Source organism: Mesorhizobium sp. M0761 (genome assembly GCF_040320205.1).
Taxonomy (GTDB): Bacteria; Pseudomonadota; Alphaproteobacteria; order Rhizobiales; family Rhizobiaceae; genus Mesorhizobium.
Genome location: NZ_JAMYPF010000002.1, coordinates 259,932 through 285,809, shown reverse-complemented (window position 1 = coordinate 285,809; position 25,878 = coordinate 259,932). Strand labels below are relative to the sequence as shown.

The 25,878-nt window shown below is 58.7% G+C and carries 23 protein-coding genes and 1 pseudogene; 11 read left to right on the top strand and 13 right to left on the bottom strand.

Translation table 11 applies throughout. The annotated features are described in order from the left end of the window. Nucleotides 1-47 precede the first annotated feature (47 nt). Nucleotides 48-740: a cobalamin B12-binding domain-containing protein gene (locus tag NKI32_RS04305; protein ID WP_352514403.1), complete on the top strand. Its 693-nt coding sequence runs from the start codon at nucleotides 48-50 to the stop codon at nucleotides 738-740. Between the two features lie 72 nt (nucleotides 741-812). Then, nucleotides 813-2,144 (top strand): dimethylsulfonioproprionate lyase DddP, encoded by a 1,332-nt coding sequence (dddP, locus tag NKI32_RS04300; protein WP_353002026.1) that lies wholly within the window; start codon nucleotides 813-815, stop codon nucleotides 2,142-2,144. A gap of 266 nt (nucleotides 2,145-2,410) precedes the next feature. Here the strand turns inward: dddP and NKI32_RS04295 are convergent, their stop codons facing one another. The 7 genes from NKI32_RS04295 to NKI32_RS04265 all read right to left on the bottom strand — a co-directional run bounded on the left by NKI32_RS04295 (nucleotide 2,411) and on the right by NKI32_RS04265 (nucleotide 9,242). Further along, a complete protein-coding gene (locus NKI32_RS04295; protein ID WP_352514401.1) occupies nucleotides 2,411-3,361 on the bottom strand; it encodes a GlxA family transcriptional regulator in 951 nt (316 codons plus the stop codon). 13 nt (nucleotides 3,362-3,374) lie between these two features. Beyond that, on the bottom strand, nucleotides 3,375-4,016 hold the full coding sequence (locus NKI32_RS04290) for a dimethylsulfonioproprionate lyase family protein (protein WP_352885636.1): 642 nt from the start codon (nucleotides 4,014-4,016) through the stop codon (nucleotides 3,375-3,377). 21 nt (nucleotides 4,017-4,037) lie between these two features. After that, a complete protein-coding gene (locus NKI32_RS04285) occupies nucleotides 4,038-4,829 on the bottom strand; it encodes a pyrroline-5-carboxylate reductase family protein (RefSeq protein ID WP_353002024.1) in 792 nt (263 codons plus the stop codon). Nucleotides 4,830-4,917: 88 nt separating this feature from the next. Continuing rightward, nucleotides 4,918-6,156 (bottom strand): GlxA family transcriptional regulator, encoded by a 1,239-nt coding sequence (locus NKI32_RS04280; protein WP_353002023.1) that lies wholly within the window; start codon nucleotides 6,154-6,156, stop codon nucleotides 4,918-4,920. Beyond that, nucleotides 6,153-7,202, bottom strand: coding sequence for a quaternary amine ABC transporter ATP-binding protein (locus tag NKI32_RS04275; RefSeq protein ID WP_353002021.1), 1,050 nt, complete (start codon nucleotides 7,200-7,202; stop codon nucleotides 6,153-6,155). Before NKI32_RS04275 ends, NKI32_RS04280 begins: the two co-directional genes overlap by 4 nt. Further along, nucleotides 7,199-8,083, bottom strand: a complete 885-nt coding sequence (locus tag NKI32_RS04270) for an ABC transporter permease (RefSeq protein WP_031239491.1) — start codon at nucleotides 8,081-8,083, stop codon at nucleotides 7,199-7,201. The genes NKI32_RS04275 and NKI32_RS04270 overlap by 4 nt, the downstream gene beginning before the upstream one ends. A 175-nt stretch (nucleotides 8,084-8,258) precedes the next feature. After that, nucleotides 8,259-9,242: a glycine betaine ABC transporter substrate-binding protein gene (locus NKI32_RS04265; protein WP_352537369.1), complete on the bottom strand. Its 984-nt coding sequence runs from the start codon at nucleotides 9,240-9,242 to the stop codon at nucleotides 8,259-8,261. A gap of 302 nt (nucleotides 9,243-9,544) precedes the next feature. Between NKI32_RS04265 and NKI32_RS04260 the strand changes: the two genes are divergently transcribed. The 5 genes from NKI32_RS04260 to NKI32_RS04240 are packed head-to-tail and all read left to right on the top strand — an operon-like array spanning nucleotide 9,545 to nucleotide 14,794. Next, a complete protein-coding gene (locus tag NKI32_RS04260; protein ID WP_023731468.1) occupies nucleotides 9,545-10,249 on the top strand; it encodes a GntR family transcriptional regulator in 705 nt (234 codons plus the stop codon). Between the two features lie 13 nt (nucleotides 10,250-10,262). Beyond that, a complete protein-coding gene (locus NKI32_RS04255; RefSeq protein WP_352514394.1) occupies nucleotides 10,263-11,168 on the top strand; it encodes a dihydrodipicolinate synthase family protein in 906 nt (301 codons plus the stop codon). Between the two features lie 2 nt (nucleotides 11,169-11,170). Beyond that, nucleotides 11,171-12,670, top strand: coding sequence for an aldehyde dehydrogenase (locus tag NKI32_RS04250; RefSeq protein ID WP_352514393.1), 1,500 nt, complete (start codon nucleotides 11,171-11,173; stop codon nucleotides 12,668-12,670). Then, on the top strand, nucleotides 12,667-14,007 hold the full coding sequence (locus tag NKI32_RS04245) for an NAD(P)/FAD-dependent oxidoreductase (RefSeq protein ID WP_353002018.1): 1,341 nt from the start codon (nucleotides 12,667-12,669) through the stop codon (nucleotides 14,005-14,007). Before NKI32_RS04250 ends, NKI32_RS04245 begins: the two co-directional genes overlap by 4 nt. Continuing rightward, nucleotides 14,000-14,794 carry an SDR family NAD(P)-dependent oxidoreductase gene (locus NKI32_RS04240; protein WP_353002016.1) on the top strand — a complete coding sequence of 265 codons (795 nt, stop codon included), beginning with the start codon at nucleotides 14,000-14,002 and terminating at the stop codon, nucleotides 14,792-14,794. Before NKI32_RS04245 ends, NKI32_RS04240 begins: the two co-directional genes overlap by 8 nt. Here the strand turns inward: NKI32_RS04240 and NKI32_RS04235 are convergent, their stop codons facing one another. The 4 genes and pseudogenes from NKI32_RS04235 to NKI32_RS04220 form a co-directional block, all read right to left on the bottom strand. Then, nucleotides 14,795-15,532, bottom strand: a complete 738-nt coding sequence (locus NKI32_RS04235) for an SDR family NAD(P)-dependent oxidoreductase (protein ID WP_023731473.1) — start codon at nucleotides 15,530-15,532, stop codon at nucleotides 14,795-14,797. 2 nt (nucleotides 15,533-15,534) lie between these two features. Then, nucleotides 15,535-16,253 (bottom strand): annotated as a pseudogene (locus NKI32_RS04230) (SDR family NAD(P)-dependent oxidoreductase). Between the two features lie 85 nt (nucleotides 16,254-16,338). Then, a complete protein-coding gene (locus tag NKI32_RS04225) occupies nucleotides 16,339-17,895 on the bottom strand; it encodes a trimethylamine methyltransferase family protein (RefSeq protein WP_031239502.1) in 1,557 nt (518 codons plus the stop codon). A gap of 238 nt (nucleotides 17,896-18,133) precedes the next feature. Next, entirely contained in the window at nucleotides 18,134-19,012 is an 879-nt protein-coding gene (locus tag NKI32_RS04220) for a LysR substrate-binding domain-containing protein (protein ID WP_353002014.1), read from the bottom strand. Nucleotides 19,013-19,169: 157 nt separating this feature from the next. On the opposite strand from NKI32_RS04220, the gene NKI32_RS04215 reads away from it, so the two are divergent. Together NKI32_RS04215 and NKI32_RS04210 are read left to right on the top strand one after the other, a co-directional pair. Beyond that, nucleotides 19,170-20,408, top strand: a complete 1,239-nt coding sequence (locus NKI32_RS04215; RefSeq protein WP_353002012.1) for an aromatic ring-hydroxylating oxygenase subunit alpha — start codon at nucleotides 19,170-19,172, stop codon at nucleotides 20,406-20,408. A gap of 4 nt (nucleotides 20,409-20,412) precedes the next feature. Further along, a complete protein-coding gene (locus NKI32_RS04210) occupies nucleotides 20,413-21,474 on the top strand; it encodes an FAD-binding oxidoreductase (RefSeq protein WP_031239504.1) in 1,062 nt (353 codons plus the stop codon). 120 nt (nucleotides 21,475-21,594) lie between these two features. Here NKI32_RS04210 and NKI32_RS04205 read toward each other — a convergent pair whose 3' ends face one another. Both NKI32_RS04205 and NKI32_RS04200 read right to left on the bottom strand, forming a co-directional pair. After that, a complete protein-coding gene (locus tag NKI32_RS04205) occupies nucleotides 21,595-22,197 on the bottom strand; it encodes a dimethylsulfoniopropionate lyase (protein WP_023731479.1) in 603 nt (200 codons plus the stop codon). Nucleotides 22,198-22,243: 46 nt separating this feature from the next. Then, nucleotides 22,244-24,280, bottom strand: coding sequence for an oxidoreductase (locus NKI32_RS04200; RefSeq protein WP_353002010.1), 2,037 nt, complete (start codon nucleotides 24,278-24,280; stop codon nucleotides 22,244-22,246). Between the two features lie 148 nt (nucleotides 24,281-24,428). Here NKI32_RS04200 and NKI32_RS04195 point away from each other — a divergent pair, with 148 nt between their 5' ends. Together NKI32_RS04195 and NKI32_RS04190 are read left to right on the top strand one after the other, a co-directional pair. Further along, nucleotides 24,429-25,058 (top strand): TetR/AcrR family transcriptional regulator, encoded by a 630-nt coding sequence (locus tag NKI32_RS04195; RefSeq protein ID WP_352537376.1) that lies wholly within the window; start codon nucleotides 24,429-24,431, stop codon nucleotides 25,056-25,058. A gap of 15 nt (nucleotides 25,059-25,073) precedes the next feature. Continuing rightward, nucleotides 25,074-25,868, top strand: coding sequence for a pyrroline-5-carboxylate reductase family protein (locus NKI32_RS04190; RefSeq protein WP_353002007.1), 795 nt, complete (start codon nucleotides 25,074-25,076; stop codon nucleotides 25,866-25,868). Nucleotides 25,869-25,878: the final 10 nt, after the last annotated feature.

Sequence of the window (25,878 nt, the reverse complement as noted above, 5' to 3'; positions counted from 1 at the left end):
GGCATGGGGTGCCGACCTCCTTTGAACTATGCGTGAGGCGACCCGACATGGCCGACGACGAGATCATCCTTTCCGAGCTTTCCGACGACGAGTTGGTGCAGCAGATGCACGACGACCTCTATGACGGGTTGAAGGAAGAGATCGAGGAAGGCACCAACATCCTGCTCGAGCGCGGCTGGGTGCCCTACAAGGTGCTGACCGAGGCGCTGGTCGAAGGCATGCGCATCGTCGGCGAGGATTTTCGCGACGGCATCCTGTTCGTTCCCGAAGTGCTGCTCTCCGCCAACGCGATGAAGGCCGGCATGTTCATCCTGCGGCCGCTGCTCGCCGCCACCGGCGCGCCCAAGCAGGGCAAGATGGTGATCGGCACCGTCAAGGGCGACATCCACGACATCGGCAAGAACCTCGTCGGCATGATGATGGAGGGCGCCGGCTTCGACGTCATCGACCTCGGCATCAACAATGCGGTCGAGAAATACATGGCAGCGATTGAAGAGCACCAGCCCGACATCATCGGCATGTCGGCGCTGCTGACCACGACCATGCCCTACATGAAGGTCGTCATCGACACGATGAAGGAAAAGGGCATTCGCGACGACTATGTCGTGCTGGTTGGCGGCGCGCCGCTCAACGAGGAATTCGGCAAGGCCGTCGGCGCCGATGCCTATTGCCGCGACGCGGCGGTAGCGGTCGAGACGGCCAAGGATTTCATGAAGCGCAAGCACAACGTCCGCAACTGAGTACCCATACTGCCGATACCCGCAGAACAGAGGCACAGGCATTCTTTGCCGAACCCAAGCGACTTCGCCAACATGTCCTCGTTTTCGATCATCAGTCATAAAATCGATCCCACTAGGGGAGAGATCGCGCGAAGGCCTGATGGGAGCATCGACGACAATGATCGTGTCGAAATAGGACCGACGGACATCGCGTTTGCCGAGTGGGCTGCATTGGGTCTCTCGGCTCCCACCCTCGATCGGATGAGAAGCACGCGCCTCCAACGGATCGTGAGCCAGCTACGCAAGCGGGACTACGCCGGCGTGCTATGCTTCGATCCATTGAACATCCGATATGCAACTGACTCCTCGAACATGCATCTTTGGATCACGCACAATCCGTCACGGGCCGTTTTTGTTTCAGCAGATGGCTACGTTGTTCTTTGGGACCTCCATCACTGCGGGCACCTTTCGGAGCATCTGCTATTGGTGAACGAGATTCGCATGGACGGTGCGGGCTTCTACTATTTCGCGGCTGGCGATCAGGAGCAAGCCGTTGCCAAAAGTTTTGCAGGGCAAATTGATGAGTTGTTGCGAACGCATGGGGGCAAGAACCGCCGCCTTGCAGTCGATAAGATCGAGATCCCCGGCTTGCGCGCACTGGACGCCGCCGGCATCGAGATCTGCAACGGTATGCAACTCATGGAGCATGCAAGGGCTGTAAAGGGTATCGACGAGATCAATGCCATGCGCTGCTCCCTGGCAACGTGCGAAATCGCGGTTGCGAAAATGCGCCAGCTTTTGCGACCAGGTATTGCAGAAACCGAATTGTGGTCAGTTCTCCATGCAGAAAACATCGCGCGCGGAGGCGAATGGATCGAGACACGAATACTCACTTCTGGCCCGAGGACAAATCCCTGGATGCAGGAAGCAGGACCCCGAAGGATAGCGGCAGGAGATCTGGTTGCCTTCGATACCGATATGGTGGGACCATATGGTATGTGCGCAGACTTTTCGCGAACCTGGTTTTGCGGTGATGGGCGCCCCAGCGATGAACAACGCAGACTTCACGCCATAGCTCTTGAGCACATAACGACCAACATGGAACTTTTGCGGCCAGGCATCGCCTTCACTGAGCTCACCCAGCGCGGCCACAAACTACCTGAAGAATTCGTAGATCAACGATACGGGGTCATGATGCATGGTATCGGGCTGTGTGACGAATATCCTGCGATCTATTACCCTCAAGATTTCATTCCGGGAGCGTTCGACTACATCCTCGAGCCAGGCATGACATTGTGCGTAGAGGCTTACATTGGTGCCGTCGGGGGCCGTGAAGGCGTAAAACTCGAAGAGCAGGTCCTGATAACCGAGGACGGGTACGAGAAGCTCACGAGGTGTCCTTTCGACGCTGCATTGATCAGTTGAGCCGTTGTCTCCAGGTCTGGTTTCGATGTCGGTGAGTTGGCGGCCGAAGCATCACCCTCCTGCTATTCGACGGCCAACCCCATGACAGGCGACGATCGAACCCTTGATAGCGGATTGACTATGGGTATCCCGCTTGTCGGCACGACCGAGACAGTCACGCCGCCGTTCTCCAGGCGCCTCACGAGGTGCCCTAAGCCAGCCGCACGGGCGGTCTTGTGCTTGGCCCGTCACGGTTACTCACGGCCTCTGTCAAAGCAGGCAACAAATCAGCCGCTCCTGATCGTGGTCGGCCTAACGCCGGTGTGCTGGCGGAAAACGCGACTGAAATGTCCGGCGTTCGTGAAGCCACACTTGGACGCGATTTCGCCAATCTGCAGATCGCTATTTTCAAGCAAGGATTTAGAGCAGTGCACCCTCAGGGCCAGGTAGGACGCCATCGGGCTCAGCTCGAGTTCAGCCGCAAAGAGCCTTTCCAATTGCCGCCGGGAGCAACCGACCCGACCGGCTATGTCTGTGACAGACATTTTCTCTTCCAGATTGCTCTCCATCAACAGCAAAGCTCGTCTTACCACCCGGCTCGATGCATTTGGAAATAGATCGCCAAGTGGTTGGACATCGCGGGTGCTGCGGATACGGTCAAGGACGAGGATCTTGGCCGCCTTCTCCGCGGCCTTCTGGCCGATCAATTGGGAAACGAAGAAACCGGCCAGATCGGCCGCGCCCGTGCCTCCAGCGCAGGTCGCGCGATCACGATCGACCGAATAAAGACTGTCGGCGTTTGCGTTGACTTGGGGAAATGACGTCCGAAAATTTGTGATATGGAACCAGCTTACGGTTGCTTTGTATCCATCCAGCAAGCCATATCGGGCAAGGACGAAACTTCCCGTGCAGAGCGCGGTCAACGGTATTTTCTTCTCGGCAGCGCGAAGAAGAAACTGCTCACCATCGGAGCTTAGTCCGCGGCTTTTGTCGAGAAGGCCCCCGACCACGACAATGTTGTCGAAATCCTCGGGTCTGCCCGAGGTTTTGCCAGGGAGCAATTCGACGCCGCAACTCGCCCTGATCGGCAGGCCATGATCGCCGATGATCTGCCAGTCGAATTCGACCCGACGGCTCCTGTCCCCTTCATCGCCTGCCAGGCGCAGTGTGTCGATGAACAGCGAGAGGGGCGAAAGCGTGAAATCCCGAACCAGCAAAAATGCAAATCTCTTGGTCACGCGATAAGTATCTCTATTCCGACGACTTAACCGGTCTGCCAAGGTCAGCAGGGGGCTGGCTGCCGACCCATAGGCACCAGAAAGCCAGCAATGGAGCGTTGTCTGAGGCCATAGCGTGCCGGATGTTCGGTTCGTTGTAGAGTGTCCCACCGACACCCGGCTCGAACCAACCCGAATTGCCGTGCTGGAAACGGCCTGGTGACAAGATGAGGTACACTTCTTCGGGCCCGTGATTGTGATCAGGGTATCGAACATCGGGGGCGAGCAGCGAAGCGCCGACGGCGACGTCCTTGCGTTGCTCGAGACCTCCTTGCCCGATGATCATCGAGTTTGCGTGACCAGTCGACCAGTTCTCGCTGGCAAAAGGCCCACTTGCTGGCCGCACAGCCCATTTCAGATTTGGCTCTAACGCAGCAAATGCATCCGTGACGCGAGCGAGCTGCGCTGATCCTGACCGCCCAAAGGAATAGGCATTTCCAAGATGCCGGCAAACCGGGATTCGCGTGCCTTGTACGGTGCCGCTTGTGCCAGCTACGCGAAGTGCTTCAAAAATTCGGGCGACTGAGGCTTCCGCTTCCGCCTCCATGGGGGCAACTGCAAACGCCTCATCGAGGGCCGCCACAAACGTTTCCAGCAATGTCGATCGGCTTTCCAAATCCTGATTTCTCCTCGTGCTTCAATTACGAATGATTGTCGCAGCCTTAGCGGCGGCGGCCTCCAGTCCGCTTGCCACGACATGGTTGAACCCTCCATCCAGCATGGCTTGCAACGCCGCGGCGGTGAGGCCGCGATAGTCGATCATTTCTTTGACGATGTCTGCCGGGTCGACATCGCCGCTAGCAAACAGCTGGCTGGCACCGGCCACCAAACCCTTGGCGGCGCGTTTGGCAAAATCGGGCGGAAGCCCTTGGCTGACGGCATGTGCTACGAGCGCTTCGGCAAGCAGAGCTGGAAAAGCCGCACCGGTGCCTGTCATACCCGCACAATAGTCGACGTGGAATTCAATCGGTACCTCGGCGGACTCCCCGCAAGCCTCAAACAGCTGGTGGACCACGCGCTTGTTTTCAGCCGAGACCGAAGCCGTTGCAAACCACGGGGTAAAGGACCGGCGGATCGCGGCGGCAGCATTGGGAATGGACCGGACGATCTCGTGCGTATTCGTGCCGTCAGCAATCGTCTGCGCCGAAACACCGGCCATTACGGACACCACCAGCTTGCCGCGGGCATCAATGAGCACTCCTGGAAATTGATCTGGGCGGACCGAAAGAACTACTACGTCTGAACGTTCGACCAAATTTTTGTTGTCATGGGTCCACTTTGCACCCGGAATGTCCACGCGGCGATCTGATCGTCCAGATAACGTCAAGCGGGTCGGATCAATCGACCCGCTTGAAACAGCTGCTTGCGCTATGGCGCTCCCGAGCCAGCCATTGCCGCCAATGATGCCTATGCGCGCTTCGATGCTCACGTGCAAATCTCCCTCTCTGGCCTACAGATGTCGAGCGTCGGAACTTCTAGCGAGCCACGCCAAGTTTGGTTGCTGTGGAGCAAGCTGATCAGATACCGGAAAACTGCCTTTGGAGGCCGTGCCGACTGGACTCTTCAGATACTTCCCGGCTGCGCGTTGTCGGCCATTCCTGACGACGGACAAGCCGCCCTCCCTGCCTGTGCGCAAACGGCGATTCCCCATAGGTGGCTTTGTACAGCCTGGAAAAATGACCGTGGCTCGCAAACCCGCAAGCGAAGGCAACTTCCGTAACATCGGTTTCCGTCTGCAGGATCAAATGTCGCGCGCGCTCGAGCCGGATTTCCAAGAAATACTTCTTGGGTGTCGTTTGGAGGTACCTCTCGAAGAGACGCTGCACTTGCCTAGGCGTGATTCCGATGCGGCGGGCGATCTCAGCGGCAGACGGCGGTTCCTCGATTCGCTCGCGCATGATCTGAATTGCCTCGATTAAATGCCTGCTTCGGATGCCGCTGCGCGCCTGTAGCGAGAAGCCCTGTACAGAGTTGGCGGTGCGAACGCCGCTGTAAACCATCTGCTCGGCCACGGCGATCGAGAGATCTCGACCATGCTTCCTCTCAATCAGGTGAAGCATCAAATCTGTGGCAGCAGTGCCGCCTGACGCGGTGATGCACCTTTCGTCCGCGACGAATACGCTGCGGACCAAGTCTACTTGGGGAAATTCCTGGCGGAAACTGTCATGGTACTCCCAATGGATTGCGGCGCGCGCACCGTCCAGAAGGCCGGCCCGGGCCAGGATGTGTGCACCCGAGCACAAGGCCCCGATTTGCACGCCGCGGGCGCGCTCCCGTCTTACTGCCGAGACCAGCAGGCGGATATCTTTGTGCTGCATGTCTATTCCAGAGAGCACGAACAGCATGTCACATGCCGGAAGCCTATCGAACCTGTGATGCACCTTGGTCTCGAAACCGTTGGAGCTTCTAGCTGATGCTCCGTCCGCCGAGGCAAGCGACCATGTGTAGAGTTGCTTTCCGCTCACAAGATTGGCGAGACGAAGCGGCTCGCTCGCGCATGAAAACGCGAAATGCGTGAAGTCATCAACCAAAGCGAACAAAAAACGTTGGGGCGTCTGCGATCGTGCCAAGCCTGGTTCGAGGGACTTTTGACGCACAAGATTGTAGTCAGGCTGCTCGATCCTGGCTTGCTGAGTGTGCTGCTTTGTGCCGGCTGAAGCTCTTGTCTCCCTGCCGGTAAAGGCGTGGTCGGATAGCTTCCCGAGCTTATTGTTTGACGTATTGCCCCCGACAATCGGATGGCGGATCCCGATCATTTCACCTCCGCCTCGCCTTCCGATGAGATGGCCGCCGTGATCAGGCGTAGGGAAACCGCTCCGATAGGGCGATCACGGTCATCAATGATGATAGCCGTATCGAAGGATGAACTCGTCAGTTCTCCGGCGGCGACCTCGAGCGTGGTACCGGACTTCAACTTTGGCATTGAACCGGTGTCGGATTGTCCGAGCGCCTCCATCACCGCGTCAACCTTCAGGTAACGCGCGCGGTTCACATCCTTGATGAAACGCTTGATGTAGTCGTCGGCGGGGTGGATTAGAATACGCTGGCTGTCACCTTGTTGGATGATCTCCCCGTCACGTAGAATCGCGATCGAATCGCCAAGCCGAAGTGCCTCGTCGAGGTCGTGAGTTATGAACACCACGGTCTTTTTCAATTCCTTTTGCAGTTCCAGCAACATCTTCTGCATGTCGGTTCGGATCAGCGGATCAAGAGCCGAGTAGGCTTCATCCATCAGCAGAATGGAGGCGTCGTTGCTCAGGGCGCGAGCGAGTCCGACCCGCTGCTGCATACCGCCCGACAACTCATTGGGATAGCGCGCTTCAAACCCATTGAGACCGACCCGTTCGATCCAGCGCATGCCGATCTCGCGGCTTTTGGCCTTATCCATCCCGCGCACTTCCAACCCGAACGTCACGTTGTCGATGACGCTGCGGTGCGGCAGCAGGCCAAACCGCTGGAAAACCATGGCCGTATGGGTGCGCCGAAACTCACGCAGCTCCGTTTCCGGCATGTCCAGGACGTTGCGCCCGTTAACAAGTATGGAACCGGAGGTTGGTTCGATCAGCCGATTGACGTGGCGGATCAGAGTCGACTTCCCGGACCCCGAAAGGCCCATGACAACCTGGATCTTACCTCCCGGCATCGAGATATTGATATTGTTCAGGCCCAGAATATGCCCATGGACCTTGCTCAGTTCGGTCTTCGTCAGACCGTTCTTAATCGAAGCGACGTACTGCCGAGGCGAAGGCCCGAATATCTTGTAGAGATCACGAATCTCGATCGAAGTTTCATTGCTGCTCATGCCGCGCCGCCTCGGTGCTTCTGCAGCCGCTGACCATATGCCTGGCTGATCCTGTCGAAGATGATGGCGATGCCGACGATAGCGAAGCCATTGAATATTCCCTGTGTGAAATACTGGTTGGCGATGGCCTGAAGCACGTTGAGTCCAAGGCCTTGCACGCCGATCATAGAGGCGATGACCACCATACCCAGCGCCATCATGATGGTCTGGTTGATACCGGCCATGATCGTGGGCATCGCGAGTGGAAACTGAACCTTCCAAAGCTTCTGGGAGCGTGAGCAGCCATAGGCGTCGGCCGCCTCGAGCACTTCCTTATCGACAAGCCGGATGCCAAGGTCGGTGAGGCGGATGATCGGCGGGATGGCATAGATAACGACGGCAATGAAACCGGGCACGCGGCCGATGCCGAGCAGCATGACAACGGGAATGAGGTAAACGAAGGGCGGCATGGTCTGCATGACGTCGAGGAGTGTCTTAAGGACACCGCCGAAACGCTCCAAGCGGTTCATCATGATGCCCAGGGGAATGCCGATACCGATGGAGAAGATCGTCGCGGCGAAAACAAGCGAGATCGTCAGCATAGCATCGTGCCAGAGGCCCAGGAGACCGATAGCGATCAGCGTGCCGACCACTCCCGCGACCACGCTCCATTTATGGGACGCAAACCAAGCGATGCCGGCGAGCACCAGAATGATGAGCGGCCACGGCGCACCTGTCATGACGTTCTCAAAGAAAGTCAGCATACGCTGCAGTGGATAGAAAGAGTTCTCGATAGACTGGCCATACAGGCGAGTCAGCGCTTTGAGAGAACCGTCAATGCCGCGCTTGATAGCGAGAAGAGCCTCGGGACTTACCTGAGGGAACTTGAACAGCCAATCCATATCTATTCCCCCTTCTGCGCCACCTTGCGCCGAAACCGTGCATGCCGGATCGGCGGCGGCGAATTTGAATTCCGCCTTGTCCATCGCACGGGCAAAGGGCATTTTGGTCCATTGGACGACGGCCTGCGATCCGGGAGGCCCCGGAGTCGCCGGGGCCTTCCGGTAGTCTCAGGTTTTAGAGAGCGGCCTTGACCTTCGCTGCGACCTCGGCGGGAACCCACTTCTCCCAAACTTCCGGCATGTTCTTCAGGAACCACTTGGCACCATCGGCACCGTTTGCCTGGTTATCGGTCATCCAAGCCATCACCTTGCTCACTTCTGCCTGGTTCCAGCTGCGCTTGGCCAAGTAGTCTTTGACAGCCGCATCGGCGCGATCCGAAAACGACTTGCTTGCCAACGTGACCATCTCGGCCTGCTTCCAATAGTTCGGCTTCGGGTCTGGGCAGTCCTGCTTGGAGGTGCAGCGTGCCCATTCAGCTTCATCGTGTGCCATCTCGAGGCGCACCATTGGGTATTTGACGAGAAGGGAGGTCGGCGCCCAGTATTGGGTGATAAAGCCCTGCTTCTGCTCATATGCCTTCGAAATGGCACCATCGAGAGCAGCGGCCGATCCGGTCGGCACCATGACGAAGTTGGGGTTATTCAGAGCCTTGAAGAGCTGAGCGGTGACAACGGTGTCGCCCCAGCCTTGCGGGCCCTGGATGACAGCGCCCTTCGACGAGTCCTCGCTTGAGGGAAACAGTTCTGGATGCTTCATGGCATCCTCGACTGTCTTAATGTCCGCATGCGCCTTGGCGAAGTATTCCGGAATGTACCAACCCGAAACCTGACCGTCGCTGATTGCCGTGCCAACCTGGCTGATCCGGCCTTCCTTCTCCCCATCCGTGTAGACTGCTCCAAGCAGACTCGGTGTCGCCTCAGAGGCTATATCCGGTTGGCCCTTTTCAATCATAGCGGTGATGGTCGGGACGGTATCACCGGCCACGACGGTCGCGTTGCAGCCATAGCCTGTCTGCAAGATCGCCTGATCGACATTCGTCATGGCCTGGCTGGACTGCCAGCTAAACTCGCCCAATGAAACATCGCCACAATCTGCATAAGCCGACCCAGCAAAACATGTTGCAGCGATGACGACCGTTAAAGGAAGTATATTCTTCATTTTATTCTCCTCTGTAGTGATGTGAATGTAGCAATTCGATAAGCATGCTCTCATATATATTTTGGCGCACCTTCAGATTGCTTGTATAGAGCGTTAGAATGCTGCAATTTCATGATCACAACGTGGCAAACGCTCGCCAGTTGGAATCGCAGCAGGATGATCGGCCCCAGTTCCCAGTCGCCCGTCTTGGCGATCTTACCTGCGCTAAAAAACACAAAACGAAGCTGTAGACAATATGTATTTTATCCCGCTACAAAGAACCTTCACTAAGGTTCGCGTCGAGGCGATCGGGAGCGGGGGCTATGGAAGAGGACAATCGGAGTAGGAAAGCGATCTGCCTGGATGCGCTCCGGCGGCGAATTTTGACCCAAGACCTGGAACCCGGTCTTTACGTCGACGAGACGCAACTGGCCGATGCCTATTCAATCTCGCGTCCGCCGCTTCGCGAAGTGCTGCGCCAGCTGGCCGGAGAAGGTTATCTCGTCTTGCACGAAAATCGCGGAGCTCAAGTTGCCCCGATGACGCACAAGACGTTGCGCAACTTCTTCGTTGCCGCACCGATGATCTATTCGGCTGTTTCGCGGCTGGCTGCGGAGAATGCCAAGCCGGCACAAGTGATGCGACTGAAGGATATCCAGTTGCTCTTTCGTGCCGCCATCCGCGATGGAGACACCGCAGGTAGAGCCCTTATGAACGAACGCTTCCATGCGGTTATTGGCGAGATGGCTGACAATGATTTTCTGATACCAAGCCTGCGGCGGCTGCTGATCGACCACACCCGCATTGGCATGACCTTCTACAATCCGCGCAATCCGGCACTGGCAGCGCAGCGCGCTATAGCCGCCGACCAGCACGATGAATTCATCGACTTGATCGAGGCTGCCGATTCTGACGGCTCCGCCGCCCTAGCGATTGCGCACTGGGAATTGTCTCGAACAGAAATCGAGAGTTTTGTCCGCGTGCCCAGCATCCAGATTCCTTTGGGTCGCGCACCCGTCGCCGAGTGAAAGTGAGGGAATTATGAAGTTCGAGGGTATTTACACACCTGTCATCACTCCGCATCACGACGACGGTTCGATTGATCGGGATAGTTTTGTCATGATGGTCGAGCATCTGATCGAATCTGGTGTCCAAGGCATCATCAATGGCGGATCGACAGGCGAATACTACGCCCAGACCATGGATGAACGGATCGAGATGGCCAAGCTTACCAAGGAGGTCATCGGAGATCGGGTAGAACTGATCATCGGCACCGGCGCGATCCGCTTACCCGATTCGATCACGATGGCCGACACCGCAGCGAGTATCGGCGCCTCTGCCATCCTGATCGGCTCGCCTCCCTATTCGGTCCCAACGGAACGCGAGAATGCCTTGAATGCGCTTGCCATCGACCGCGCGGCCGACCTTCCGATCATGCTCTACAACTATCCCGGCCGCATGGGCATCAACATGGGCGAAGAGTTTCTCGACAGGGTGGGGCGAAGCCGGAATTTCTGCGCCATCAAGGAAAGTTCCGGCGACATCAACCGCGTCCATCTTCTGGCGCGAGACTATCCGCATATTCAGATGTCGTGCGGGATGGACGACCAGGCGCTTGAATTCTTCGCATGGGGCGCGCGCAGCTGGGTCTGCGGCGGCTCTAACTTTTTGCCGAAAGAACACATCGCGCTTTACAAGGCTTGCGCAATCGATGGCGACTTTGCCAAGGGCCGACGCATTATGTCGGCCATGATGCCGCTGATGCGCGTGCTTGAACAAGGCGGCAAGTTCATTCAGTGCATCAAGTATGGCTGCGAGATGGCCGGCTTCAAGGCCGGCCCCCCCAGGCCGCCCCTGCGGGCGCTGAACAGGGATGATATGCGCGAGCTCGAACAGGTCGTCCAGGTACTGAAGCGGACGATCTCGAAAATCCAGGCGGAGGCATGAAAATGGGCAATCTTCTCACACACGAAGAATATGCAGCGCTTGCCGCCAAGATCGAGTTCCCGACCCAGGCCTTCATAGACGGCAGCTTTCGGCCCGCGATCTCCGGAAAAACCTTCGATACGACCAATCCAGCGACTGGAAAAGTCCTTGGCAAGGTCGCGGCATGCGCCGCCGAGGACGTGGACTTCGCCGTCCAGAAAGCACGAGACGCCTTTGAGGACGGTCGCTGGTCGCGCCTGCATCCGACAGCACGCAAGCAGATTCTGCTCCGCATGGCCAAGCTTATAAAGCGCAACGCCCGCGAACTCGCGGTTCTCGAAAGCCTCGACAGCGGCAAGACAATCTATGACTGCGAGAACGTCGACGTGCCCGAGACGATCCACTGCTTGCAGTGGCATGCGGAGCTTATCGACAAGATCTACGATCAGGTGTCTCCAACCTCCGACAACCATATTGCAATGATCGTTCGGGAGCCGATCGGCGTCGTGGGCCTCGTCCTGCCCTGGAATTTCCCACTGCTGATGCTGGCGTGGAAGATCGGTCCGGCACTTGCGGCAGGCAATTCCGTCATCGTCAAGCCGGCCAAGGAAACGACGCTGACCGCACTGCGAATTGCCGAATTCGCGATGGAAGCGGGCGTCCCCGCGGGTGTATTTAATGTGCTGCCAGGTGGCGGCGCCGAAGTTGGTGAACCTCTCGGACGCCATATGGATGTAGACATGGTGTCCTTCACCGGCTCGACCGCGACAGGACGGCGATTCCCTCAATATTCGGCCGACTCCAATCTCAAGGAGGTGACCCTCGAGATGGGTGGCAAAAATCCAGCCGTGGTTCTCGACGATGCCGAGAATCTCGACCGTGTCGCCGCCCACATTGTCAACGGCGCGTTCTGGAACATGGGCGAAAACTGTAGCGCGGCCTCACGTCTTATCGTCCAGCGCGGCATCAAAGACGAGTTGATGAAACGGGTGGTGGCGCACGCGCGGGAATGGCCGATGGGCGATCCGCTCAATCCGGAAAATCGCGTCGGCGCGTTAGTCTCGAAGGCGCATTTCGATAAGGTGTGTTCCTATTTTGAGAAGGGGCAAAAAGTGCTTCTCGGCGGCAAGGCCAAGGACGGCTTTGTCGAACCCACAATCATCGACGTCACAGACACGAACTCCAAGATCGTTCGCGAGGAGGTGTTCGGCCCGGTACTTTCGGTACTCACGGTTGGCAGCTTCGAGGAGGCGATCGCGCTGGCCAACGACACGGAATACGGCCTTGCTGCATCGATCTTCACCAGCAACGTCAAGCGCGCGTTGCGCGGCGCCCGCGCCATTCGAGCAGGCACCGTGACTGTCAACTCATTCGGCGAAGGCGACATCACGACACCCTTCGGGGGCTTCAAGTCGTCTGGCTTCGGTGGCCGTGACAATGGCATTCACGCGCACGACCAGTACACTCGCATCAAGACCATCTGGGTCGACCTTGCCGACGACGCCGATGAGGCTGTGGATTGAGCTCATACTCCGCGCGGCGCTTGCCGGTACGTCTAGGACCGGCGGCCTGGAACGCCATCCTTGGACAACAGGTGTCGCTCCCGCGAATTGAGGGCGACAGCACCGCCGATTTCGTCATCATCGGCGGTGGTTTCGCCGGCCTGTCAGCGGCAAGGCGGCTGACAGAATTGCAGCCGGGAGCGCGTATCACTGTTCTCGAAGCCGGGCGACTGGCCGAAGGGGGCACCGGGCGTAATTCAGGATTCATGATCGACCTGCCGCACGAAGTGCAGTCTGACAATTATTCCGGCGACGGCGACGACCGCGCAATGATCGGGCTCAATCGCCACGCCATCGCCTATGCACGCGATGCCGTCGAAGAATACGGCATAGACCGGAACTTCTTTGACCCAGCTGGCAAGATCAACGGTGCAGCGAGCGCCGCTGCAGATGAACACAACAGGAGCTACGCCAGCCACCTGACAAAGCTCGGCGAGCCGAGCGAACTGCTCGGCGAACGGGCCATGCGTGAGGTCACCGGCTCGTCGCATTACGTTTCCGGGCTTTACACGCCCGGTACGGTGATGCTGCAGCCGGCCGGATACGTCCGCGGTCTCGGTGCTGGTCTCGTGAGCAAAGGCGTCACCATCTTCGAGGACAGCCCGGTCACTGGCTTCATGCGCGAGAGCGGATGCTGGCGCGTGATTGCGCCAACCGGCTCGGTGAGCACCCCGCGTGTGATCCTGACCGTCAACGGACATCTGGAAAGCTTCGGTTTCGAGCAAGACCGGCTAATGCAGATATTTCTGTTCGCCGTGATGACACCCGAACTGGATGCTGAAGCGCTCAAAAGCCTCGGCGGCCAGCCACGCTGGGGGGTTACACCTTCCGATCCCATGGGCACCACCGTGCGTCGCATCGACCTCGGCCAGGGCGGAAACCGAGTCGTGACACGCACCTGCGCAGTGCTGAGGCCGAACTGCGAGGCGACGCAAGCCGACCTCCAGCGCGCCGCCAGAGTCATGCAGCGCAAATTTGATCAGCGCTTCCCGAGCCTCGCGGGCATGACCATGGAGTATGCGTGGTCCGGACACCTATGCTTGACGCTCAACGGCGTTGCCGTGATGCGCCAGGTCGACGACGGCGTCTATTCCGGCTGCGTCCAGAACGGTCTTGGAACGACGCGCGGGACCTTGACCGGCATTGGCGCAGCCGAACTGGCCTGCGGACAGACCAGCATTGTCACGGACTATTTTACGGCCCAAGCGCGGCCTAGGAAACTGCCACCGCAACCGTTTCGCCAGATTGGCGCCAACTTCTTGCTGCGTTGGAAGGAATGGAAAGCGCGCGATGAATAAAACCAATCCGATGCAGAGAACAGGCACGATCATTGTCACCGGCGCGACCCAGGGTATCGGCAAGGCGATCGCTCTGGCAGCCTTGCGCGAGGGCAAAAGAGTGATCGCGGTAGGACGGTCTCAAGAGAAACTTGAGGCGCTCGCCGAGGGTGTGGGCGACGCCGCACCCGGGTTGGTTGCCGAAGCTCTTGATCTTCGCGACGCGCGAGCCTTTGGCGCTCGACTGGCGACCTGGATCGATACCGATCCCAATATCATCGGGCTGGTGAATGCCGCCGGTATGCTGGAGACAGGCAGTCTGCTGCATTGCGACCCTGAAAGCCTGCGTCGGGTTATCGATCTCAACCTGATCTCCACACTGGAAATCACGCTTCCGGTCGCGCGGCATATGGCATCGCGACATGCGGGCAGCATCGTAACATTGGGGTCGAATTCAGGCACTTCGGCGCGCATGGGGCTCGGCTCCTACCCGGCTTCCAAGGCCGGCATCATCCATGCGATGAAGTGTCTTGGATTGGAGCTGGCCGAGTATGACGTTCGCTGCAACATCGTGTCGCCGGGCTCGACGAACACCGAAATGCAGCAACATTTTCAGACGACAACGGGCAGTCGAGAAGGCGTTTTGAAGGGTGACCCGAAACGCTACCGCCTTGGCATCCCGCTCGGCCGCATGGCCGAGGTGGAGGACGTCTGTGATCTCGTCCTGTTCCTGCTGTCGGGCCGTAGCCGCCACATAACCATGGAAAACATCGTCATCGACGGCGGCGCAACGCTCGGCGCCCGCTAATCACTGTGGCAGACTGAGCTTCGCCATCCGGCCGCCGTCCACGGTCCAGACTTGTCCAGTGACAAAAGCCGCCTCTTCGGATGCCAGCCAGGCAACCAAGGCTGCAACCTCTTCCGGCTTGCCGGTGCGACCGACGGGATGAATTCGGGCGATGTCGCGGCGAAAGGCGACCGGGTCGGGCATGCTGTTGATGAAATCAACGTTGAGGTCGGTGTCTATCCAGCCCGGCGCCACTGCATTGCAACGAATGCCTTCCCCGCCGTGATCGACCGCCACGGCACGGGTCAGCCCATGCAGACCAGCCTTCGACGCGCAGTAGGCGGCGTGCTTCGGGTTGGAGCCGAGACCTTCGATCGAGCCAACGTTGACGATGCTACCCTTCACTGCGCGCAGGTGCGGCAGGGCTGCCTTGATCAGGAGAAACGGCGCGGTCAGATTGATGCGCAAGGTCCGCTCCCAGTCGGCGAGCGACACGTCTTCGACGCGGGCTTCCTGCATCATGCCGGCATTGTTGACCAGCACGTCGAGGCGCCCGGCGAGCCCGACGACGTCGTCGATAATGGCCTCGGGGGCTCCGCCGTCGGCGAAGTCGGCGGTCATCGCTTCGAACTCGGCATGATCGCCTCGCTGTGCGGTGAACACGCGCGCGCCGTCCTCTCGCAGGCGAAGCGCAATGGCGTGACCGATGCCGCTGCGCCCGCCGGTGACGAGCGCCACCTTTCCGGTGAAGCGGCCCATACTCAGAACTTCGCTCCGTTCACTTCAACAAGCGCGCCGCAGACGTAGCGCGCCTCGTTGGATGCGAGGAAAACCACCACATCGGCAATGTCTTCCGGTTCGGCGATGCGGCCAATCGGTACGGTCTTGTTTAGCTCCCCAACTGCTGTATCCGGGTCAAGCCCGCGTATCGAGAAGCCGGTGCGCAACATCGGCGTGTTCACTTCATTGGGGCAAACGGCGTTGATCCGGATGCCCTGCGGCGCGTGATCGATTGCCATGCATTGCGTCAGCGATGCGATGGCCGCCTTCGTCATGCAATAGACCGCATGGTTCGGGCCGGGTCGTACGCCCCAGCAGGAAGAGATGTTGACGATCGCGCCTCCGCCGGCTTGGCCATGAGCGGAATCGCGGCGCGGCTGATGCGGAACGGCGCCTCGACATTGACACCTAGGGACAGCGACCAGTCTGCGTCAGTCGTTTCAGTGACTTTGCCGCGCGTGATGACACCTGCATTGTTGACGACAATATCAAGGCCGCCGAGGGCTTTGGCGACCGCTTCTGGAAGTGCGCCCGAATAGGCAGCGTCGCGGAGGTCGCCCGGAAAATGGGCGTCGGCTTCGACCGCCGAGACGTCTCGATCGGCGACCGCGACTTTCACACCCCGCGCACGAAGGGCTCGCACAACTGCCGACCCTATACCGCCCGCCGCGCCGGTCACCAACGCTACTTTACCCCTCATCACAGCCTTCCTTTTCTTCAAGAGCAACAGATCAGCCGCCCTTGCATTGTCGTTTCAACGCAGACACTCGCCAGCCATCATAAAACTAGTAGCTTTGATTGAGTTCATCGGCTGCCGGGATTTCCTGCTCACGACGAGCGATGTAGTCCCTCAGCGCCTCGTCCTTGGCCTCGTCGAGCTTGGGTTCTTGGTACTCCGACAGCAGCCGGCGAGCGTGGTTCAGGGCGCGTTTCGTGGTGTCGAGGGCGCCTTCCGCCTGCCATTGCTCGACCGAGTTGTTGTCAAAGAGTTCGGGCATGAAGTACGCTTTTTGAAAATTCTCCAATGTGTGAGGATGGCCCAGATAGTGCCCGCCCGGTCCGACATCGGGAATCGCGGTTAGGGCCTGATCGAAATCGTCCCATTTAGGTCCCTCGGCCATTCGATAGGCCATGGCGCATTGCTCCGCGTCTACGACGAATTTTGCGACCGAGCAGTGCATCCCGGCCTCATTCCAACCCGCAGAATGCCAGATGTAGTTCGCGCCCGAATGCAGGACCGCCGACATCGTCGTTGCGCTTTCATAGCCGGCTTGCGCATCGAAGGTCTTGGCCCCACCGAGATGGCTCGATGTGCGCCATGGCAGGTTATAATGGCGCGCCATTTGCCCTATCATGAAGTTCATTAGGGAGATCTCGGGCGTGCCTGCCATCGGGGCGCCGGATTTCATGCTGACGGTCGACAGGTAGTGGCCATAGATCGCCGGCGTCCCCTTGCGGATGACTTGGGTGTACGCCAGCGCCGAGAGTGCCTCGGCGTTAAGCTGTGCGACGGTCGCAGGCACGGAGGCTGGCGTGTTGGCGCCGCCGAGCACGAACGGAGAGCACAGCACCGGCTGATTGCGCCGACAGAACGCCCGCATTGCACCCAGCATGACCTCATCCCAGACCAGCGGAGAATTTCCGTTGCAGTTGCCGGTAGTGACGGGATGCGTTTCCATGAAATCTTCGCCGAAGAGGATCGCACACATATCCATCACATCTTCGGCGTTCTTGGCGCTCGTCGTCATTCCCATGAACATCTTGTCGGAATGCTTCATCGAGGAATAGGTAATGCGAAGATGCCGCTGGCTGATCGGATGATCATAAGGTTCCACGATGTGATGGGCCGATGAATGCAGTGCGGGCATCATGTGGCTCAGCTTGTGGAACATCGCCAGGTCTTCGAGCATGGGATTGCGCCTAACGTCATCCAGGTCGCGCAGATAGGGGGCGCCCGTCATCGGGACAAAGACCGAATGCCGTCCGCCGAGACGGACATTGTTGGCGGGATTTCTCGCGTGGTAGGTGAAATCCGATGGGATGGTGGAAATGAGTTCACGCACCAATCCACGGTCGAGGTAGACCATCTCTCCCTCGACCTTGGCGCCGGCGCGTTTCCAATCGTCCAGCGCGATCGGATCGCGAAAAAGCACGCCGATGTTTTCGAGGATGTGCATGGACGCATTGTCGATCTTCTCGACTTGGGATCCATCCATAACCTCACAGACGGGGATGCCACGGGTCAAACCGGGCAGCATTTGAAAGTCGGGGGTTGTACGCAGGATTTGTCGCGCTGCACGACCTCCTGATCTTATTCTGCCTGACGTCGCGGTGTTGCTCATGTCAAATCTCCGAATGGCTGGACACTGACACTCGTTGGCCACCGAGCCTTACACAAAACGGAACTGAACATGCCGAATGCGACATGCAAGTCAGCCACACAGACGTTTAACTCAACTAGCGCGAGCCCGACCCTTTGTGGGCTCGGCAGCCATCGGGAGCATTATCACTCAACGCAAGTGCGAGCGGATGGCACCACGTAGCGCTAGCCTGTCTCGGTCCCGGGCAGAAACATTTTCGCTATGTGCTCTTTACGAGCCAGTCCGCGAAAAGCCGGGCTTTCGGGCCTGCCCTGGGATGGATTTTCAGATAGAATGCCCTGGGCGATGGAATATTGTCGGGCACAAGTGCGACCAGCCGTCCCTGATCCATCAGACTTTTGACCAATCCATCCCAACCCAACACCGCCCCGATATCATCCTGAGCGGCCTGGAGGGCAATCATGTAGTTGTTGACTGAAAACCTTCGGCCCTTTGGGATGGTGTGTCCAAGCGCTTGAAACCAGTCCGACCAGTTCTCCCAGTCGGTTTCCTCGTTACTCGTATGAATCAACGGTGCCTTGAGCAGATCCTCCACTCGCCCAATGCCATGCTCAGCGGCGAATTTTGGAGTTCCCAGCGCGACGATGCGATCGTGAAAGAGTTTGTGGCACTCTTCGAGATTCTCCTGCGCATCCCCGTATTGAACACTTAGATCGCAACGGATGGCTGCTCCAGGCACGTCGCTGACGATCTGTGAGACCGTGATGGTGGGATGGCTTTTCCAGAAGGTAGAAATCTTCGGTGTAAGCCAAAGCGAACTGACGGCCGTCGTGATCCGGATGGTCACGTCTGCGGCTTCCGGCCGATCACGCATGTGACTGACGGCGTCGGAAATCGTTTCAAGCCCGCGTTGCACCGCAACGAACAAGAACGCGCCTTTCTCGGTCAATTCGACACCGCGGCTCCTGCGCAGGAACAGGCTGCATCCCAAGTCGCCCTCAAGGGCCTTGACTTGGTGGCTGATAGCCGCGGGTGTCACGTTCAATTCCTGAGCGGCCTTCTTGAAACTTGCATTTCGGGCGGCCGCCTCGAAGCAGATGAGTGCGGTCACCGAGGAGAGATCGTACGGTCTTGGCATCAAAGCCCCTTCGGAACCGCTTGTTGGCTCGTGGGAGCTCGCGGCGCGGAAGACATTAGCTGGACTAACTCGTGCTGAAAATTACTGCTGTTGCGCAAAAGGCGTTCAAGCCAGAGAATTTCATTCCAAATAGGCCTGCAATCTATGGAATTTCTGCATGAACGCCGCCTCGCCGTCCATCCAAGAGCTGCTAGCGCGCCGCGTCTCGGGCTATGCCCTTGAGCAGCCGTTCTACACATCGCCGACAATTTACCAGCTCGACCTCGAACACATCTTCTACCAGGAATGGCTTTACGCGGCCCCGGCGTGCCAGCTTGCCAAAGCTGGTAGCTATGTAACGATGCGCGTGGGTGCCTACGAGGTGATCGTCGTTCGAGGCCGGGATGGTGAAATCCGCGCTTTTCACAATTCCTGCCGGCATCGCGGGTCGCTGATCTGCAAGGCGCGCGAAGGCCAGGCGGCCAAGCTCGTTTGTCCCTATCACCAGTGGACCTATGAGCTCGATGGCAAGCTGATCTGGGCGAATGAGATGGGCCCAGCATTCGATGCGTCGAAACATGGTCTCAAGCCCGTCAATCTTCGCAATCTCGACGGCTTGATCTACATCTGCCTGTCCACCACTCCACCTGATTTCGATGCTTTCGCCCAGATGGCCCAGCCATATCTTGAAGTCCACGACCTTACGGATTCTAAGGTCGCTTACACGTCGACCATCATCGAAAAAGGCAACTGGAAGCTGGTGTGGGAGAACAACCGCGAATGTTATCACTGCAGCAGCAATCATCCTTCGCTGTGCCGCTCCTTCCCGCTTGATCCCGAAGTCGCCGGCGTTCAGGCTGATGGGGGGGTATCGGCGCGGCTCCAGGCGCATTTCGACCGTTGCGCTGGCGCCGGTGCGCCGGCGCAGTTCCAGCTCGCTGGCGACGGGCAATATCGCATGGCGCGGATGCCGCTTCAGGAAAAGGCTGTGAGCTATACGATGGACGGCAAGGCCGCCGTCGCCAAGAACCTTGGCCGGGTTGCACCGCCCGATGCCGGTTCGCTCCTCATGTTCCATTATCCCTCTACATGGAACCACTTCCTACCGGACCACTCCCTCACGTTCCGAGTGTTGCCGGTCAGCGCCACTGAAACCGAAGTCACCACCACCTGGCTTGTGCACAAGGACGCGGTCGAAGGTGTGGACTACGACCTCAAGCGCCTGACCGAGGTCTGGATCGCTACCAATGACGAAGACCGCGAGATTGTCGAAAACAACCAGCTTGGGATCCTGTCGCCGGCTTACATCCCTGGCCCCTATTCGCCCGGGCAGGAAAGCGGCGTGACACAATTTGTCGATTGGTATGCAGACTGGCTTGAGCGCGCGCTTGCGCCGCTTCAAGTTGCAGCGGAATGACCCGATGAGTGCATTCAAAAAGCTCTCGTTCTGGACCGACGCAGAAGAGTTGGAATGCGTCACCCGTACTCCGGAAGCGCCGAATGTCGTGACCTTCAGCTTTCAGAGTCCGTCAGGCGCGCTGTTCAATCATGAACCGGGACAGTTCGTCACCCTTGAACTACCTGTTCCTGAGGGGCCGGTCTATCGCACATATACGATCTCGTCTTCGCCCTCGCGTCCGACTGCCCTGACGGTCACTGTCAAGGCGCAGGAAGGGTCCATCGGCACCAGATGGATGCTCGACAATTTGCGCAAAGGCGCGCGCATCAAGGCTATAGGGCCGACTGGGAAATTCTCGATTGTCCACCATCCGGTCGAGAAGTACCTTTTCATCTCGGCCGGTTCCGGCATCACACCGATGGTGGCGATGACCACTTGGCTTTACGATTCCGGGCGCGAGCCGAACATCGTTTTCATCAACTGCGCCCGCCGCCCGTCCGACATCATTCTGCGCGACAGGATGGAACTCATGGCATCGCGCATCGTCGGCATTGATCTCAAGTGGGTCGTCGAAGAGGCAGATCCCTTCCGGTCCTGGACCGGCTACCGCGGGATGTTCAACCAGATCATGCTGGGCCTGATGGCGCAGGACTATCTGGAGCGCGAAGTGTTCTGCTGCGGACCTGAGCCTTTCATGCGGGCAGTGCGTGAGGCGCTTGCCGGTCTCGGCTACGACATGAGTCGCTACCATCAGGAAAGCTTCGCGGTAGAGCCGGAGCAGGCCGAGGACGTACCTGACGACGTGATGCCAAACGAAGAGAATCAGGCTGAGATCATCTTCGCCTCGTCTGGCGTCACAGCGAAATGCGCCGAGACTGATACCCTTCTTGCAGCAGCACGCTCTGCGGGCCTGGTGATCCCTTCAGGATGCTCGATGGGAATCTGCGGGACCTGCAAGGTCCTCAAGACCGAAGGGCAGGTGCACATGGTGCACAATGGCGGCATCACGGACGAGGACATCGCCGATGGCTATATCCTTGCCTGCTGCTCTCGCCCGATCGGTCGTGTGAGCGTCGCCGCATAGAAAACATTCGATCGATCCTCGATCCGGTCCGTCTTCGATGCGCGGCGCTCCGCGCTCAATCGAAGATGGATGGCGCTAAGGCGTCGACGAACAGTTCTATGGAGCTGCTGGAAAAGTCGTTCAATGATGGGTCTGTTCTACCAGCAGCGCCCAGAAAGCGAAAAGCGGTGACTCCAGCGATCTCATCGCGTGCTTGATGCCTGGCGGATTGTAGAATGATCCACCGATGCCCGGCGAAAACCACTCCTTGTCAGCCTGCCTGAACTCGGAATCCGAAAGCACGAGGTAGGTTTCTTCCGGCGGATGATTGTGGTCGGGATACCGGACGTGAGGAGCCATCAAAGTGACGCCGAGCCACAGATCGTTTCTGTCCTCGATGCCGCCCGGACCAAGGATCATCGCGTTGGCGTGACCGTCAGCGAAATTGCTGCTGGCAGACGGGGCGGGATTTGATTTCGGCCGCCATTCGAGCAGCGGCTCGATCGCCTTGAAGCGTTCGATCAAGTTGCGGAGCGTGGACGGGATCGCTTCTTCCGCCAACGCCGAGCCAAGATAAGAGCAGACCGGCAAACGGCTCCCGGCCTTGGTCCTTTCCGGCCCAGGAACCTCCGATTGGGCGAAGAGTTGGATGATCGATCTGCGCGATCGCAGGTCGTGTGCGAACTGGTCGAAGGCCACGAACGCGGTGTCTACAAAATATTGCAGGGCATCACTTCTGTTCATCTTGCAGCCCTTGGTGTGAGCGGGTGGTATCGTCCGTGGCCGAACGTCAGATATCTTTCGCCAGTCGAAGTGCGTCGTAGATCGCAGCGTGGGTGTTGCGCGCTGAAACGGCGTCGCCGATACGAAACAACTGGAATTGGCCTTGCGGATTCCGCACCACCGACTGCGGTTGTCCGGCGATCAGCTCATCGTGTGAAATCTCGCCGTGATTGGTCGATTTCGGTTTCAGCTCGAAATAGATGTCATCGAGTGGAATGGTGCCGTGGTTGACAACGACCTGGTCCACGATGCGTTGCCTGGATATGCCGCCGTAGTCGCTGCCGACATTTGCAATGAGCTGGTTGCCATTCTTTTCAACAGACTCGAGCCGATAGGTGACCGTGAAGGTCACATCGAGCTTTTGCAGGGACCGCATGTAAGGCACTAGGTTCATAGCCATCACCTCGGGGGAGAAGGACCGATCCGGCGTCATGATCTCAACCTTCGCTCCCCCACCCGCGATGAATTCCGCGGCCTGGAGTGCGGCATGGTCGCCGGCGTCGTCGAAGATCAGGACATTGCTACCCGGCTTTACGTCTCCGGAGATGATGTCCCATGAAGACACCACCAACTCATTGCCCTTGGAAAGGACGTCGGTGTGCGCCACCCCGCCCGTCGCAACGATGACGACATCCGGATTTTCCGCCTCGATGGTTTCGGCTTCCGCCCAGGCGTTGAACTTGATGGTCACTCCGTATTTTTCGCACTGGGCAATGCGCCAGTCGATGATGCTCATCATCTCCTTGCGGCGCGGGCTCAGCGCTGTCAGGCGGATCTGTCCGCCAGGGTTGCTGGCAGCCTCGAAGACCACGACCTCGTGTCCTCGCTCGCCCGCCACGCGGGCGGCCTCGAGGCCGGCCGGACCTGCGCCGACGATGACGATTTTCTTGCGGGTTTCTGCCTTGGGGATGATGTGAGGCATGGTCAGTTCGCGGCCGGTTGCGGCGTTGTGAATGCAGTATGCCGCCCCGCCCTGGTAGATGCGGTCAAGGCAATAGTTGGCGCCCACGCAGGGCCTGATTTCGTCTTCGCGATTTTCGATGATCTTGCGCACGAGGTGTGGGTCGGTCATGTGGGCGCGTGTCATGCCGATCATGTCGACTTTGCCCGATGCAATGGCGTGGCGCGCCGTCGCTACATCCGGTATTTTCGCTGCATGGAAGGTTGGGAAGTTGGTTGCCGCACGAATCTCACCGGCAAAATCAAGATGCGGCGCATTCGCCATTCCCTGAATCGGAATGACGTCCGTCAGGCCAGCATCGGTGTCGATGTGACCGCGGATCACGTTGAGGTAGTCGACAAGTCCGCTTTCCCTAAGCCGTTTGGAGATTTCAATGCCCTCCGACTTGCCAGTGCCGCCGGGGAGACATTCATCCGCAGTATAGCGCACGCCCAGGATGAAGTCCTCGCCGACCCGTGACCGGATCGCCTTCAAGACGTCCATACAGAAGCGCATGCGGTTCTCAAGGGAACCGCCATAAGGGCCGTCAAGGTCATTCATGAGAGGAGACGTGAATTGTTCGAGCAGGTGGCCGTAGGCCTCGAGCTCGACGCCATCCATCCCGCCCGCCTTCATCCGCTCGGCGGCGTCCGCGAAGTCCTTGATGATGCGCTCGATATCCCAGTCTTCAATTTTCTTGGGAAACGCGCGGTGGGAGGCTTCGCGATGATGGGACGGCGCCACAACGGGAAGCCAGTCGCCTTTGTCCCAGCGTGTACGCCGTCCAAGGTGGGTTAGCTGGATCATGATGGCGGCGCCCTCTTCGTGCACCGCATCGGTCATCTGCCTGATCCATGGCACGATCTCGTCCTTGTAGGCGAGCAGGTTGTTGAAAACCGGGGGACTGTCCTTCGAGACGGCTGCGGACCCGGCTGTCATCGTCATCGCTACACCGCCCCGCGCCCGCTCTAGCGTGTAAGCGAGATAGCGCTCCTTCGGCATCCCGTCCTCCGGATAAGCCGGCTCGTGAGAGGTCACGATGATGCGATTGCGCAGGGTCAAATGCTTGAGTTTGTAAGGTTGCAGAAGAGGATCGCTCGACATCTGACCGGCTCCGGGCTGGTAGGACAAGCGCGAACGCTAACCGGAAATGTACATATATGTCAAGTTTAGCTTCGGTAGAGTCGACAGAGTCGACACAGGTGTACATTTTGCTGGTTTTCAGTTTGACCTTTTGTTAGGCTAGTCGCCCATGGAGCAGATTTCGAACGATAGCGGATGGCGTGGATCGCCGGAGGGATGGCTCGAAGCCGCCTACGACCTGCTTCTGGAATCCGGCGTCGACACGGTGAGAATTTCGCCATTGGCCAAGAAGCTGGGCCTGTCGCGCACCAGCTTCTATTGGTTCTTCAAGGACAGAGAAGAACTGTTGGCGGCCCTCGTAGCGCGTTGGCGCGACAAGAACACCGGCAGCCTCGTCAAGCAGGCCGAGGCCTATGCCGAGACGGTTGCCGAAGCGATGCTGAACGTTTTCGACTGCTGGCTCGACAAGTCCTTGTTCGATGCCCAGTTCGAATTCGCAGTCAGAAGCTGGGCGATTCAATCCCCTGACATTCTGGCGGAGGTCCAGAAAGCCGACCAGACGCGTCTCGACGCCATGAGCCAGATGTTCGTCCGCTTCGGTTACAAGGAAAGCTTGGCCGATGTTCGAGCGCGCACCGTCTACCTCGTGCAGATCGGCTACATCTCAATGCAGACCCGGGAAGATCTCACGGCCCGCATGAAGCGCATTCCCGGATACGTGGAGATTTTTACAGGCGAGACCCCGCAGCAGCGTGAACTGGATCGGTTCTTCGCCAGACATGACTATTTGGCGGACTGAGGAAGAGTTGCGACAATGAGCGAACCCATGAGCATCGGGATAATTGGCGGTGGCGGCTGGCTTGGACGCGCCTTCGCCGAGGCCATTGTCGATGCACAAATAGTTGCAGCAGAGCACCTCATGCTCTCTTACAGGAGCGGGCAACCGGGCTTTCTGCCAAACGCCGCCTGGACCAGGGACAATCAGGAAATGGTGGATCGATCTGATGTCATCATCGTCTCGGTCCGGCCCCAGGATTGGCCTGCCATCGACATTTCTGCGTCCGGCAAGCTTGTCATGTCGGTCATGGCCGGGATCCCTCTCGACCAATTGGCTCGACGTCTCAAGACCGACCGCGTCGTCCGCACGCTTCCTAATGCAGCCGCAGAGGTGCGCAATTCCTACACGCCCTGGATAGGCTCCCAAGGCGTCACCGCGGATGACCGCAATGTTATTCGCCGGATCCTTGAAGCCTGTGGCGCTGCCGACGAAGTCAAAACCGAAGCAGACATCGACTACATGACCGGCCTCACCGGCTCCGGCCCGGCGTTTCCGGCGCTTTTGGCGGCGGCGATGATCGACGATGCGGTCAGCCGAGGAATGAACCCAGATATTGCCCGGCGGGGCGTCAGCGCGGTGCTTGTTGGAACCGGAAAACTCCTCGAGGCTCGCGCAGACAATCCCAAAGATATCGTCCAGACCTTCCTCGACTACCGCGGCACCACCGCGGCAGCAATCGAAGCCATGCGTGCAGCCGGGTTTGAATCTGCCGTGGCGGACGGCCTTGCCGCAGCGCTTCAGAAATCCGTGACGATGGGACAAGCCAACTGACCGCCGCACG

What these genes read in the sequence shown, in the direction of transcription:
- NKI32_RS04280 (WP_353002023.1), bottom strand. Translation starts at nt 6,156, where the DNA reads ATGATCGGGATCCGCCATCCGATTGTCGGGGGCAATACGTCAAACAAT.
- NKI32_RS04260 (WP_023731468.1), top strand. Translation starts at nt 9,545, where the DNA reads ATGGAAGAGGACAATCGGAGTAGGAAAGCGATCTGCCTGGATGCGCTC.
- dddP (WP_353002026.1), top strand. Translation starts at nt 813, where the DNA reads ATGTCCTCGTTTTCGATCATCAGTCATAAAATCGATCCCACTAGGGGA.
- NKI32_RS04220 (WP_353002014.1), bottom strand. Translation starts at nt 19,012, where the DNA reads ATGCCAAGACCGTACGATCTCTCCTCGGTGACCGCACTCATCTGCTTC.
- NKI32_RS04250 (WP_352514393.1), top strand. Translation starts at nt 11,171, where the DNA reads ATGGGCAATCTTCTCACACACGAAGAATATGCAGCGCTTGCCGCCAAG.
- NKI32_RS04190 (WP_353002007.1), top strand. Translation starts at nt 25,074, where the DNA reads ATGAGCGAACCCATGAGCATCGGGATAATTGGCGGTGGCGGCTGGCTT.
- NKI32_RS04235 (WP_023731473.1), bottom strand. Translation starts at nt 15,532, where the DNA reads ATGGGCCGCTTCACCGGAAAGGTGGCGCTCGTCACCGGCGGGCGCAGC.
- NKI32_RS04255 (WP_352514394.1), top strand. Translation starts at nt 10,263, where the DNA reads ATGAAGTTCGAGGGTATTTACACACCTGTCATCACTCCGCATCACGAC.
- NKI32_RS04215 (WP_353002012.1), top strand. Translation starts at nt 19,170, where the DNA reads ATGAACGCCGCCTCGCCGTCCATCCAAGAGCTGCTAGCGCGCCGCGTC.
- NKI32_RS04205 (WP_023731479.1), bottom strand. Translation starts at nt 22,197, where the DNA reads ATGAACAGAAGTGATGCCCTGCAATATTTTGTAGACACCGCGTTCGTG.
- NKI32_RS04225 (WP_031239502.1), bottom strand. Translation starts at nt 17,895, where the DNA reads ATGAGCAACACCGCGACGTCAGGCAGAATAAGATCAGGAGGTCGTGCA.
- NKI32_RS04265 (WP_352537369.1), bottom strand. Translation starts at nt 9,242, where the DNA reads ATGAAGAATATACTTCCTTTAACGGTCGTCATCGCTGCAACATGTTTT.
- NKI32_RS04275 (WP_353002021.1), bottom strand. Translation starts at nt 7,202, where the DNA reads ATGAGCAGCAATGAAACTTCGATCGAGATTCGTGATCTCTACAAGATA.
- NKI32_RS04200 (WP_353002010.1), bottom strand. Translation starts at nt 24,280, where the DNA reads ATGTCGAGCGATCCTCTTCTGCAACCTTACAAACTCAAGCATTTGACC.
- NKI32_RS04270 (WP_031239491.1), bottom strand. Translation starts at nt 8,083, where the DNA reads ATGGATTGGCTGTTCAAGTTCCCTCAGGTAAGTCCCGAGGCTCTTCTC.
- NKI32_RS04195 (WP_352537376.1), top strand. Translation starts at nt 24,429, where the DNA reads ATGGAGCAGATTTCGAACGATAGCGGATGGCGTGGATCGCCGGAGGGA.
- NKI32_RS04240 (WP_353002016.1), top strand. Translation starts at nt 14,000, where the DNA reads ATGAATAAAACCAATCCGATGCAGAGAACAGGCACGATCATTGTCACC.
- NKI32_RS04210 (WP_031239504.1), top strand. Translation starts at nt 20,413, where the DNA reads ATGAGTGCATTCAAAAAGCTCTCGTTCTGGACCGACGCAGAAGAGTTG.
- NKI32_RS04305 (WP_352514403.1), top strand. Translation starts at nt 48, where the DNA reads ATGGCCGACGACGAGATCATCCTTTCCGAGCTTTCCGACGACGAGTTG.